At 62.3% G+C, this 12,739-nt stretch carries 11 protein-coding genes; 9 read left to right on the forward strand and 2 right to left on the reverse strand.

Going from position 1 to position 12,739, the window contains the following annotated elements; genetic code table 11:
* The first annotated feature begins 49 nt into the window (after window positions 1-49).
* The 8 genes from SAZ01S_RS10985 to SAZ01S_RS11020 all read left to right on the forward strand — a co-directional run bounded on the left by SAZ01S_RS10985 (window position 50) and on the right by SAZ01S_RS11020 (window position 9,977).
* A complete protein-coding gene (locus SAZ01S_RS10985) occupies window positions 50-2,293 on the forward strand; it encodes a TonB-dependent receptor (protein WP_084582317.1) in 2,244 nt (747 codons plus the stop codon).
* A 207-nt stretch (window positions 2,294-2,500) separates the two neighbouring features.
* A complete protein-coding gene (locus tag SAZ01S_RS10990) occupies window positions 2,501-3,736 on the forward strand; it encodes a CaiB/BaiF CoA transferase family protein (RefSeq protein ID WP_084582318.1) in 1,236 nt (411 codons plus the stop codon).
* Between the two features lie 122 nt (window positions 3,737-3,858).
* Window positions 3,859-4,647 carry an SDR family oxidoreductase gene (locus SAZ01S_RS10995; RefSeq protein WP_084582319.1) on the forward strand — a complete coding sequence of 263 codons (789 nt, stop codon included), beginning with the start codon at window positions 3,859-3,861 and terminating at the stop codon, window positions 4,645-4,647.
* 3 nt (window positions 4,648-4,650) lie between these two features.
* Window positions 4,651-5,766: an acyl-CoA dehydrogenase family protein gene (locus SAZ01S_RS11000; RefSeq protein WP_084582320.1), complete on the forward strand. Its 1,116-nt coding sequence runs from the start codon at window positions 4,651-4,653 to the stop codon at window positions 5,764-5,766.
* Window positions 5,676-6,917 carry an acyl-CoA dehydrogenase family protein gene (locus SAZ01S_RS11005; protein WP_218018056.1) on the forward strand — a complete coding sequence of 414 codons (1,242 nt, stop codon included), beginning with the start codon at window positions 5,676-5,678 and terminating at the stop codon, window positions 6,915-6,917. Before SAZ01S_RS11000 ends, SAZ01S_RS11005 begins: the two co-directional genes overlap by 91 nt.
* A gap of 91 nt (window positions 6,918-7,008) precedes the next feature.
* Window positions 7,009-7,752 (forward strand): enoyl-CoA hydratase/isomerase family protein, encoded by a 744-nt coding sequence (locus tag SAZ01S_RS11010; protein ID WP_084582322.1) that lies wholly within the window; start codon window positions 7,009-7,011, stop codon window positions 7,750-7,752.
* A gap of 160 nt (window positions 7,753-7,912) precedes the next feature.
* Entirely contained in the window at window positions 7,913-8,836 is a 924-nt protein-coding gene (locus SAZ01S_RS11015) for an NAD(P)H-dependent flavin oxidoreductase (protein ID WP_218018057.1), read from the forward strand.
* A gap of 91 nt (window positions 8,837-8,927) precedes the next feature.
* On the forward strand, window positions 8,928-9,977 hold the full coding sequence (locus tag SAZ01S_RS11020; protein WP_064310796.1) for an NAD(P)H-dependent amine dehydrogenase family protein: 1,050 nt from the start codon (window positions 8,928-8,930) through the stop codon (window positions 9,975-9,977).
* 88 nt (window positions 9,978-10,065) lie between these two features.
* Here the strand turns inward: SAZ01S_RS11020 and SAZ01S_RS11025 are convergent, their stop codons facing one another.
* Window positions 10,066-10,905, reverse strand: coding sequence for a phytanoyl-CoA dioxygenase family protein (locus tag SAZ01S_RS11025; RefSeq protein ID WP_167693140.1), 840 nt, complete (start codon window positions 10,903-10,905; stop codon window positions 10,066-10,068).
* Window positions 10,906-11,020: 115 nt separating this feature from the next.
* On the opposite strand from SAZ01S_RS11025, the gene SAZ01S_RS23640 reads away from it, so the two are divergent.
* Window positions 11,021-11,494: a MarR family winged helix-turn-helix transcriptional regulator gene (locus SAZ01S_RS23640; protein ID WP_167693141.1), complete on the forward strand. Its 474-nt coding sequence runs from the start codon at window positions 11,021-11,023 to the stop codon at window positions 11,492-11,494.
* A 138-nt stretch (window positions 11,495-11,632) separates the two neighbouring features.
* Here the strand turns inward: SAZ01S_RS23640 and SAZ01S_RS11030 are convergent, their stop codons facing one another.
* A complete protein-coding gene (locus SAZ01S_RS11030; RefSeq protein ID WP_084582325.1) occupies window positions 11,633-12,739 on the reverse strand; it encodes an amidohydrolase family protein in 1,107 nt (368 codons plus the stop codon).

Consider the following 12,739-nt stretch of genomic DNA (forward strand, 5'->3'; position numbering starts at 1 on the left):
GGGACTAGCATGATAGAGGGGCGGGAGGCGCTTTTGGGAGAGGAAAAGAATGCGCCATACTCGTACCTGGTGCCCATTGCTGGGCGCTACAGCTGCCTCGTTCGTGATGTTTGCTGTTCCCGCGATCGCTCAGGATGCGGCGCCAGTGCCGGGCTCCTCGCCGGCCCAGCCGGCGCAAGCGTCGCCGACTAATCAGGAGCAGCTCGAAAACATTATCGTTACCGCGCGACGAACATCAGAGAATCTCCAGAATGTTCCCGTTGCGGCATCCGTGCTGAGCTCGGATTCGCTGGAGCGCCAGCAGATCCGTCGTGCGACGGATCTCCAGTTCAGTGCACCAAGCCTGGTGATCACGCCGGACCCCCTGGGAGGGTCGGGCGCGCCGGTCTTCCAGTTGCGTGGCCAGACTTCGCCGCTGGGTGCCGATAACACCGTCGTAAACTATTTTGGAGACGTGCCCGTCGACTCGCGCGTGATTGCGGCCGGTATCTTCGATCTGGCCTCGGTGCAGATCGTCCGCGGTCCGCAGGGGACCCTTTTCGGTAAGAACAGCACGGGCGGCGCGGTTCTGTTTACCCCGCAAAGAGCAAATACGCGCGACGTGAGCGGCTATGTCACCGGGAACATCGGTAACTATGACCTTCTGCAGTTCACCGGCGCCATCAACCTGCCGATCGTCAAGGACATTCTGGGCGTACGCCTTTCCGGGCAGGTGGCTCGCCAGGACGGCATGGTCAAGAATTTGAGCGGGCCTGACGGAAACGACAAGGATTATACCGCACTTCGAGCAGCGGTTACGCTGACCCCTGTGGACGGGCTCGAGAACGATCTGCTTGTCACCTATTTCAATGGCAAGCAGCACTTAAACCCCCCGATCACGAAGACACTCGGTGGCTTCGGCCTGTTTTTCCCTCCCGCGCTGGCCGGACTTGCACGCCAGCAGCAGTTGGGTAACCGGACGATCGATCAGTCATATTCTCCGGATTACGATAACAACAAGAGCTACCTTATTGCTGACACCACCTCCTATGAGCTTGGCGGTGTTACATTGAAAAATATTTTTGGGTATTACGATATAAAGAACGCTTTTGACCTTAATTCGACGAGCCTTAATTTTCCGATGGTCGATGTTGCGCAGGCTCGTCATCAGACCCAAATCAGTGACGAACTGCAGGTATTTGGTAAATCCTTTGAAAATAGCCTGACGTGGTTGGTGGGTGGTTTCATATCCAGGCAAAAGACTAGAGTGGATCAGACGACAACTCTATTCAGTACGAGCCCTACGCTATTCGATACATCATTCGATCGATATACGTCCAAGGCGTTGTTCGGTCAGGTCACCTATGATTTCAGTAATCTTGGGCTGACCGGCGTTAAAATCACCGGTGGCCTGCGGCATACCTGGGATACCCGCGTAGGATCGAACAGGGGAGTTCCTGATCCCCTACGGATAAGCGACAAGGAACTGAGTTCGACCTTGGGTGTCGACTATCAGGTCACCAGTCATGTGTTGATCTATGTAGCCAACCGGCACAGCTACAAGGCAGGCGGATTCAACCTGATTTCTCCGGCAATCCCACCGGCGCTGCGAACCTACGCACCTGAGAAGCTCACGGACTATGAAATCGGCGTCAAAGCCGATGCGCATATCGGCCGAGTGCCCGTTCGTGCCAATCTGGCGCTATACCAGGGCAAGTATTCGAATATCCAGACGCAGGTCACAGGCTCGTGTGGTACTAGCCAGAACTCCAACTCCTTGATCGTTAATGCAGGCAAGGGTACGCCGAAGGGGGTCGAACTTGAACTGGAGGCGCGGCCGCTGAAGGGTCTGCAAATGAATGGTTTCTATAACTTGACTCTCGGCAAGTACGACCAGTTTGCCATACCGGATGTCAATGGATGCACGCTGGCAGTGGCTTCGCGCAATCTTACCGGGCAGAACTTCGGCAACATTTCCAGGGATACGGCTGGGCTTACGGCAATCTATACCATTCCTCTGAATGGAAATGGCGAAGAGCTGGCGTTCAACGGTAACGTATATTACCGAAGCTCACGCCTGGGCAATGACCTCCAGGGGTTCAATAGCGCGCAGGCAGGCTATACGCTGCTCAATGCGCGCATCGATTACAACAATATCGGTGGGAGCCGCCTTAGCGCGGGCATCTACGCGCGCAACATCACGAATGAACTCTACGGCCTCACGCGCAATTTCCAATTGACGGGGGCGGGTTACGAAACCTTCACCTATGGTGACCCGCGCACCTATGGGGTGGAGGCGACGTTCCGCTTCTGAGTGTCCCCATGCGGGGCGCATCGGGCGTCCCGCATGGCAAGCTGCCAGGTCGCTTTGGCTACAACGCTTTCAAGCCGCCGTGCGCCTTGCCCGGTCCTTGCTGCGGAACCTTCGGTGGATGTTGACCGGGAAGTGATCGTTGCCGCCGTCCTGTGGCGCCGGTGCATGGCTTCTGGTGGCACTATCGTCGAAATATGGAGATACCGAATGACCTCAGGATCGCCACCCGGCGCTCTTTCCGGCTTGACAGTGCTGGATATGACCCGGGTCATCGCCGGTCCGCTTGGCGGGCAGATTTTGGGGGATCTCGGTGCCGAGGTGATCAAGATCGAGCGCCGGGGAGAGGGCGATGACTCGCGGCGGGTCGGTCCTCCCTGGTTACGGCAGCCGACCGAAACCAGCTCCGGGGAGTCGACCTACTTTCTATCGGTCAACCGCAATAAACGCTCGATCGCCGTCGATTTCGCGACCGCGGCAGGGCAGGCGATTATCCGGCGGCTGGCCAGTGCGGCTGATATCCTTATCGAGAATTACCGCACCGGTACATTGGAGCGCTACGGTCTCGGCTATGCGGCGCTGCGCGAGATCAATCCCAGGCTGATCTATTGCTCGATCACGGGCTTCGGCCAAACGGGCCCGTATGCGGAGCGTTCGGGCTATGATTTCCTCGTTCAGGGAATGGGCGGGGTGATGAGCGTCACCGGTCACGCCGATACGGAGGAGGGGGCGGGGCCGTTGCGGGTCGGCATACCCGTCGTCGACGCCTTCGCCGGAATGAATGCCGTCATCGGGATTCTCGCAGCGCTCGAGCATCGGCGCAAGACCGGGGAGGGGCAGCAGGTCGATATCTCCCTGTTCGAATCGCTAGCAGCGGCATTGCTCAACACGTCGTCTTCGTGGCTCAATGCCGGGGTAAAGTTGGGCCGGACCGGCAACGATCATCCCAGTGCCGCGCCGTACGGCGTCTTCCGTGCCTCCGACGGCCATATCATCATCGCGACGTTCAACGATCGGGAGTTCGTCCGGCTCGCAAACGTTCTGGGGCACCCCGAATGGCTTAGCGATACTCGCTTCATGCGCAATGGCGATCGGGTCCGCAATCGTCCAGCGCTGAAGGCGCTGATCGCCGACATCATCCGTACAAAGACACGCGCCGAGTGGGTGTCGATCCTGAACGATGCCACGGTGTCTGCCGGCCCGATCAACGACATTGAGGATATGGAGCGGGACGCGCAGGCGATTGCCCGCAACATGTTCCTGACGCTCTCCTCCGACGCGTTCGGGGATATCCGTACCGTTGCCTCGCCCTATCGACTTTCCGCTACCCCTCCCGCCTATCGTTACCCGCCGCCTGCCGTCGGGGAGCATAATGACGAGATTCTGGCAGAGGCAGGATATTCGGAAACCGAGCGCGCTGCGCTGCGAGCCGCCGGCGTGCTCTGAGCACCGCCGGCGTGCTGGACGATGACGGCATCGCGATACCTGGTCCCGGATCGAGGGAATGGAATTGCGAGCGTGTCGGAGCAGGCCATGAGAATTCGCTGAGATGAAGAAGGATGCCCGCAATGGATAGTCAGCCGACCGCCAACCCCATGTCCCTTGTCGATAGGACGGTCATCGTTACCGGGGCCGCCCAGGGCATCGGCCGGGCAGTCGCCGATCTGGTGGTTGCGCTGGGCGGCAATATCGTGATCGCGGACATGCATGGCGATGCCCTCGAAGCGGCCAAGGCCGAGTACCCTGAAGGACGCTATCTGGGCGTGAAGGCCAATATCGCCGACGCCGCCGAGGTGGATGCGCTGGTGCAATACGCCGTCGACACGTTCGGCGCCGTGCATGGCCTGGTGAACAATGCCGGCATCACCCGTCCCGCGATGTTGTCGAAAATGACGCTTCAAGAATGGGATCAGGTGATCAGCGTTCACCTGACCGGCGCGTTTCTGTGTTCGCAGGCCGTCGGCAACCATATGATCGAACGTGCAAAGGCGGGGGACCCCAACCCCGGATCGATCGTCAACATCTCCTCGGATGCCGGGGTCCAGGGAACGATAGGCCAGGTAAACTACGCAACGGCCAAGGCGGGCATCATCGGCATGACGATGTCTACGGCGCGCGAATGGGCGAAGTACAATATTCGCGCCAACTGCGTCGCCTTTGGCGTGGTGGTCACGCCGATGACGGAGACGGTGCGCAGCGAGAAGTTCGCCGAGACCTATCTGTCGCGGATCCCACTGGGCCGGTGGAGTTCCGCGGAAGAGGCGGCGAAGCCCGTCTGCTTCCTGCTCTCCGATGCGGCTTCTTTCATCACGGGCCAGCGGTTGTCCGCCAATGGCGGCATGCAGATGGCCGGGTGATCCATGGGCTGGCGCACCGATGACGAACTGCAGCAGATGCTGCGCGACAGCGCTATCGCATTCCTCGGCGATGCGGGCGGCCCGGGCCATTTCCGGGCGGTGCGTGCGTCCGAAACCGGTTTCGACGCCGACACGTGGCGGCGCATGGCCGAACTCGGCTGGACCGGCATGCTCCTTCCGGAAAAGCTGGGCGGCGCCGAACTCGGACTGAGTGCGGCCCTTCCGTTGGCGGAGGAACTCGGCCGCGCGCTTGCGCCCGAACCCTTTGTCGCGTCGGCGATCATGGCGGGGACGCTCCTGGCCCGCGGCGCCGGGCCGGTGGCCGCGGCGCTCGCTACGGGGTTGGCGCAAGGCCATCAATCGGTCACGCTCGCTTGGCAAGAGCGGCGCGGCGGCGTCGGCATTCCGGCGTTCGGGACGCGCCTGGCCGCTGGCCGGCTGCAGGGAGCAAAGGTGCACGTGCCCGCTTGGCACCCTGGCTCGGCACTCTTGGTTGCCGCACAAGGCGATGACGGCCCTGTCGTGGTAGCGGTCGATCCATCGGCCTCGGGAGTCACCCTCGTCGTTGCGCGTGCAACCGATGGTACCCTGACTGCCGACGTCGTGTTTGACGATGTTCGTGTGACTGCCGATGCCGTGATTGTGGAGGGCGATGCTGCGCGGGTCGCGCTCGAGCACGCAATCGCACGCGGCACCGTCGCGCTGAGCGCGCAACTCGAGGGCCTGGCAAAGGCGCTGTGGCACGAAACGCTGGCCTATATGCAGCAGCGTGTGCAGTTCGGCGGCGCGCTGTCGGAGTTCCAGGCGCTGCGGCATCGCATGGTGGACCTCTATAGCCAGATCGAACTCGCCGCCGCCAGTTGGCGCAAGGCGGCGCACTGCGTCGAAGAGGGCAAGCTTTGGGGGCCAGCCGTGCCCGCAGCCAAAGCCCGTTGCAGCCAGGCAGCCCAGGAAATGGGGCGCTGGGCGATCCAGTATCACGGAGCCTTCGGCTATACCGACGAAGCGGATGTAGGCCTCTACGTCCATTGCGCGCTGCGCTGGTCCAGCTGGCTCGGCGGTGCCTCCGCGCATCGCCGGGCAGCCCTGATGGCGCATCGCGGCGGAAAGGGCGCATGATGACGCAAGACCTCAACCTGCTGTCCAACGACGCGTTTCGCGCCCGATGGCGCGACTGGCTGGAGCAAAATTATCCGGCGGAATGGCGCATCCCGATCATCCGCCGGCTTGCCGGTGATGAGGAACGGCGGTGGCACCGGATGACCTATGAAGCCGGCTGGCGCGCGCCTGCCTGGCCAAAGCAATATGGCGGCCTGGGCCTGAGCCTAGAAAAGCAGCTCATCCTGAACGAGGAGATGGAACGCCATCGCTGCGCCCGCGTGCTCGACAGCGGCGGGGTGCTGCTGGCACCGGTGCTGATGAAATATGGCACCGATGCGCAGCGATCGCGCTACCTGCCGGCGATCCTGCGCGGGGAAGATCTGTGGTGCCAGGGCTATTCCGAGCCCAATGCGGGTTCCGATCTGGCCAGCCTGCGGACCTCGGCGGTGCGGGATGGAGAGGCGTTCCTCGTCAACGGCCAGAAAATCTGGACGACGCTGGCCGGCTGTGCGGACCGCATCTTCGTGCTGGTGCGGACCAACAAGGAGGTGAAGAAGCAGGCAGGTATCAGCTTCCTGCTGGCGGACATGGATACGCCCGGCTTGACCGTGCGCCCCATCCTCAACCTCGCCGACGAAGACGAACTCTGCGAGATCTTCTTCGAGAATGTGCGCATTCCTGCGGAAAATCTGGTCGGCGCGCTCGACCAGGGCTGGACGGTGGCCAAGGCCCTGCTCGGGGATGAGCGCATATCCAACGGCGCCCCCACCTTACCCAGGCAGGCGTTCGAAGTGCTCGAGCAACTGATCGAAACGCGCGGGCTCGCCGAAGATGCCGGGGTGACGGATAGGGCTGCTTCCTTGTTCTGTGACGTGCACGATCTTGCCGCGCTGCATTCGCAAGTTGCGGACGCGGCAATTCGCGGCGAGGTCGACAATGCCGTGCTGGGCATGATGAAGGTCCTCGCGACGGAGGCGTTCCAGAATATCTCGGAGGAGATACTGAATGTCATCGACGAGGATGCCGGGCTGCAGACGCCGACGATCGGCGCGGAAAGCCCGTTGGATCTCCGCAAGATATACATGATCGCGCGACCGTCGACCATCTATGCCGGCGCAAGCGAAGTTCAGCGCAACATCGTTTCCAACGCGCTGATGGGCAAAAGCTGAACGCGGCAATTTCTCCGGCACCTCGCCTTTATACGTGGGGCGAACCCTGGGGCATAGGGGCGATCGCTGCTGAGCAAGGAGGTGAGACAGCGTGACTTCTTTGGTAGATCGAAGCGACGCGGACGGCGTTGCGACCCTGACGCTAAACCGTCCGGAGGTTCTGAATGCGCTCTCAGCGGGCAGTTTCCGGGAACTGCGCGCTCATATCGACGCCATCGCTACCCAGACGGAGGCAATCGGTTGCGTCGTCCTGCGCGGTGCCGGGCGGTCCTTCTGCGCCGGAGCCGATCTCAAGGCGTTCAAGGAACGGAAGCCGACCGATCCCGACCCCACCGCCTTCAATCGCGCCACCCTGTCAGCCCTGGCCGCGCTTCCGCAACCCGTGATCGCAGCCGTACAGGGCCATTGCCTGACAGGCGGCCTGGAACTGGCGCTGACCGCCGACATCCTTTTCGCGGCGGAGGATGTACGGTTCGGGGATACCCATCAGAAATGGGGATTGCACGCAGGCTGGGGGCTGACTCAACGGCTCCCGCGGCGGATCGGCCGTGCCAGGGCGAAGGAAATGATGTTCTCCGGTCGCGAAGTCCTGGCCGAAGAGGCGGTGCGCATCGGGCTGGCGAACAGGTCGTGTCCAACGGACCGCTTGCACGAAGAGGTCCAGGCGTTCGCTGCGCGGATCGCCAGTCACCCGCGCGGCGTGACCCGTTGGCTAAAGACGATGATCGATTGCGGCGCCGAGATGCCGCTCGCCGACGGGCTGGCGATGGAGATCGAGACCAATCCGGGCCGCAACGCCGATCTGGCGTCGCGTCTGGAAAGCGGCGGCTTCTAGGGGATGCGGCGCGGGCGGGAAGTGGCAGGAGGTCGTGCTGCGGCGCTGCTGCACACCCGCAGCCCCGAGGATGAACGAGGTAGTCACAGGGAGGCTAATGATGGAACTCTTGGACACGCCGCTATTCTCGGGAATGCGTCTGCCGCTGGTGGCGGCGCCCATGTTCCTCGTCACCGGCCCCGATATCGTCATCGCGGCATGTTCCGCCGGTATCATGGCCGGCGTTGCCTCGGCTTCGGCGCGTTCTGCGGAGGAATATGACGAATGGCTCGATCGGATTGCCGGGGAACTCGCCGCCTTTGAAGCGCGCACCGGCCAGCGGGCGGGGCCTTATGCCGCCAATCTCAGCGCAGGCGCGGGCAGGGACGCGCACCGTGCCGGCTTGTTCGAGAGGCAATTGGAGGTCTGCAGGCGGCGGCGGGTACCGATCGTCATCAGCGTGGGCGGTGCACCGGCTGATCTTGTCAAGGAAGTGCACGGATGGGGGGGCGTCGTTTTCCATGACGCAACGAGCGTTCGCCATGCCGAAAAGGCGGCGGAGGCAGGAGTCGACGGCATCAATCTGATCGCAAGTGGTGGTGGTGGCCATGCTGGCGCTGTCAGCGCCTTCGCCTTGGTCCCGCAGGTTCGCGCCTTTTTCGACGGCGTGATCGTCCTTGGCGGCGCGATCGGCACGGGCGGCGGCATTCTGGCGGCGCAGGCGCTAGGTGCGGATCTCTGTTACATGGGCACCCGCTTCATCGCCACGAAGGAATCGATGGCGCCGGATGCCTATAAGGCGATGTTGGTGGCAGCGGATACCAGCGACATCCTCTACACGCCTGCCTTCACGCGCGGGGTGCCTTGCAATTTCATGCGATCGTCCATCCGCGCGAACGGGTTCGACCCAGACCACCTGTCCGTCGACACCGTCGCGCAGGATCCCCGTTCCTCCGAGCGCAAGCCCTGGCGGGATATCTGGGCTGCCGGCCAAGGCGTCGGGCTGATTGACGACGTTCCCGCCGTGCAGGATCTCGTTGACCGCATTGCCGCGGAATATGGTGAAGCGGCGAAGCGCCTGCGCGAGCGCACGCGACGCTCGTAGGATCTTCATATATTCTATTGAACATTAGATTTAAATCGATACCCTTGTTTCGAGCGGTTTCCCGCAAGAAGAACCCGAGCAGGAGAGAGAAATGGCGAAAAAGCGTGTTGCCGTCTGGGGTACGGGCCCCATCGGAATGCCCGGCCTGCGCGGCCTGATCGGTCATCCAGAATATGAGCTGGTCGGTCTTCTGGCCTGGTCGCCCGACAAGATCGGTCGCGATGCCGGCGATATCGCGGGGCGTCGGAAGACAGGCGTCATTGCGACCGCCGATCCGGCCGAGCTGTTGGCGCTCAAGCCCGATTGTCTGGTTTACCAGGGAAACTATTCGCATCGCGAAGCGGAATGTGTGGCGGATGTGGTTCCGTTTCTCGAGGCCGGCATCAATGTCGTGGGGCCTGCGCTGATGGATCTCATTGCCCCCGAATTCGGCCGCAGCGCGTTTGTCGAGCCGATCGCGCAAGCCTGTGAAAAGGGCGGAGCCTCGATCTTCTGTGGCGGCACGGATCCCGGCTATATGACGATCGGCCATCTGTTCAGCCTGTTGTCGGGTGCCGGTGAAGTCGACACCGTCGATGTCTGCGAGATATCCAACCTGAACGGCTATGGCAGCTTCCTGTCCATCATGAACTGGGGATTCAACCAGCCGCTCGATTATCGCGCACCGATGTTTTACGATGATATCGGCAAGGGCTGGCATGAAAGCACCATCTGGGGGATCGCCGATTATCTGGGCGTCGAGCTGGACGAAATCGTTCAAACCTATGAGACGGCGGCGCTCGATCATGATTATGATGCAGCCTGGGGCAAAGGGCTTGCCAACACGATCGCCGCGGTCCGCTGGACGATGCGCGGCATGTACAAAGGCAAGCCGCTGATCATCTACCGCAAGGTGGAGCGGTGCCATGTCGACGCCGGGCCCGAATTCGAGCAGCCGCTGAACGGCGCCGAGTGCGGCTATCAGGTGATCATCAAGGGTGAGCCCAATATCCACACCGAGATGGCGCTCAGCCTCTATGATGGGTGTGCGATCACCGCCCTGCACCCGATCAACGCCATCAACGAGGTCTGCGCAGCGAAGCCGGGCATCCTCGGCCAGCTGGACATGCCGCACTTCTACTCCAGGAACATCCGCCGCTGAGGGGGGCGTGCGGGCCGCAGCATCTCCCTGGCTTTCGGCGGACGCGCGGCGTTGCGTGCGTCCGCCCTATCAGGCGCAACGGTGCCGGTCAGCAGACCGGGAATGCATCCGGATACGCACCGATCTTCGCGGCATCCGGGATATCGTCCTTTGCGCGCAACCCCCGCATCCGGCCGGGTGAGGGGAAGGCCTTGCCCCGGGGAGCGTGATAGTGGAGGTCCGGCCCGCCGAGCAGCACCGCATAGGCGCGCCGGGGGGTAGGGTGATTGGGATGCCCCCCGGCACCGTGCACGACGTTCCCCTGGAAAGCGAGCACGTCGCCGGGCGCCACGTCGAAAGTCAAGATGTCGAAGCTTTCCGGGAAACGTGCGACGTCTGGCACCATCGGCATCCCGGGATCGCCAATTCCCGTCGCGCCTTCCTTGGCGGACGGGTCGCCCGATCGAACCTGGGTGCTGAAGATCATCTCCCACCGGTGCGAGCCTCGGAGGACCTGCACCGTCAAGTGTCGCGGCGAGAAATCGCAGGGAAACCATAAGCGAACGATGGACTCCCCGCGCACGCGCAGAAAAGGTGTGTCCTGATGCCATGGCGTCGCCACTACCGGCCCGCCAGCCTTATAGAAAACCTGGTCCAGGATGAGCTGCGCCGATGGGGCTTGCATCAGGGCCGATCCGATCGCTCCGATCCGTCCCGACCCCAGGAGATCCGCCAGAACCGGGCTCTCCATCGAGGCATAGTCGCGAACGACCGTGGCGCCGCCGGTCGCGCCGCCTTCGACCACGGTCGCGGGACCCCGCTCCTCTCGATAGCATTGCTCGATGCCGCGCTCGAGCTGGGCGACGTCGGCGCTCGACAAAGCGCCTTTGATGAGCACGGCGCCGTCACGGCGATATTGTTCGATATGGGCTGACGTAACGACCGACATGGACCCTCTCCTATTTGACACAAAGTTCCACTTTGGAACTTTAGAGTCAATCTGGAAAACGGCGTTGCAATGTGCGAGGCTTCGCGCTTGCCCGTCATTCTGCCGGAAAGAGTTCATGAAGCCCCTCTCGACTGCCTCGCATCCGCTGGTTCCCCTTGTCGACGAAGTCATCCGGCTGAAGGGCCGGCTGGACGGTCTGTTCGCGGATGTGGCGCCGTCGGTGAACCTCTCGCAAATGGAACTCACCATCCTCACCGCGGTCGTTGAGGCCACGCGCGCCCCGACGGTGCCGCAGATCGGCCGAAGCCTCGGTCTGCATCGCCAGGTCGTTCAGCGCACGGCCAACCGCTTGGTGACGGCAACACTGCTACGGACGGAGCCCAATCCCGATCACAAGCTCGCCCATTTCCTGCAGGTCACCGAGGCGGGAGCGGCCGTCTATCAGGCCGCAACCGAACGTGCGACGCGGACGGCCGAGGCGGTGCTGGAGGCGCTTTCCGTGGAGGCATGCCAGCGCGTGGCCGCAGAGCTACGCGCGGTGCGGACGACGATCGAGGCATATTTGCGGAAACCGGACGGGAAGCGGTAGCGGCGCACAAGGCAGGCATCGCCTGCAGTTGGGCCGGTGCCTGTTGCCTTGCGCGCGATGCGGGGCAGAAGGGTTTGCCGGGGCGGGGAGAAGGCGCCCGGCTACGCCTCCTCCCTCATTACGCCAAACCGCGCAGGCTCAAATGCCCCAGAGCTGGGCGGCGTTGCCGCCAACGATTTTCTTGAATCGCGCTTCCCCGGCCTTGTCGTAGATCTGCCTGGCGATCTGCATGGATTCGCCGAAGACGCCTTCGGGGTGCGGATAGTCGATCGACCACATCAGCTTGTCCTCGCCGATCCAATCGATCAGATCGAGCGCGACCGGATCGTCCATGAACGTCGTCCAGCAATTCTGATACCAATAGTGGCTGGGCTTGTGTTCGATGCGCGGGCGAATGGCCGAGATATAGTCGCGGTAGATCTTGTCCGCGCCGGTGATCGTCGGCGGAACCCAGCTGGCGCCGCCTTCGGTGAAGACGATCCGCAGATTGGGAAACCGATCGAAGAGACCCGCGAAAACGAGTTGGCCGAACAGCGCGTTGAACGGTTGGAGATTGCGGTTGATGTTCGCCGCCAGCGCCCCCGTGCCCGTATATTCGAGCGCCACGCCGATATGAATCGAAAGCGGCAGACCGGCTTCGGCGATGGCTTCCCACATGGGGAGCATTTCCGATCCGTTATAGCGGACGCCGCGCGGTGCCGACGGGATTTCGACGGCCTTGAAGCCCAGCGCCTTGATCTTCTGCATATAGTCCCGGGTCATCTCGGGTTTGTAGAAGGTCGGGAGATAGGCGACCGGGAACAGTCGGTCGGGCGCGATCATTCGCCATTCGGCCAACCACTCGTTGAAAACGTCGATGCACTTGAACCAAAGGTCCTTGTCCTTCATGCGGATCAGTGCGGCAGCGCGCGAGTGGAACGTGATCGACGCATCGATGCCTTCGGCATCCATGTCTTCGAGCCGCTTCTGGGTGTCCCAGAAGCCGGGTCGTCCCTCCGGAAACGAAAGATCGAAGCCCGGCGTGTTGTAGGATTCACCATCCACGACCAGATGGAAGATGCCGTGTTCGTCTTGCCAGAATTTGGGCGCGCGGTCCTTGTCTGTGCCGGTCAGCCGCTCTTCCCAAAGATTTTGGGCCTCCATCAGATGATCGTCGGCGGAAATGAACCGCGTGCCGGCCGGCGGTGTCCAGTCGCCCTTCGACAATTTCCTGTTCTTCGGCCAGAATTCGGTCAGGTCATTCAT

The sequence above is a fragment of the Sphingomonas azotifigens NBRC 15497 genome (assembly GCF_002091475.1).
Classification (GTDB): domain Bacteria; phylum Pseudomonadota; class Alphaproteobacteria; order Sphingomonadales; family Sphingomonadaceae; genus Sphingomonas; species Sphingomonas azotifigens.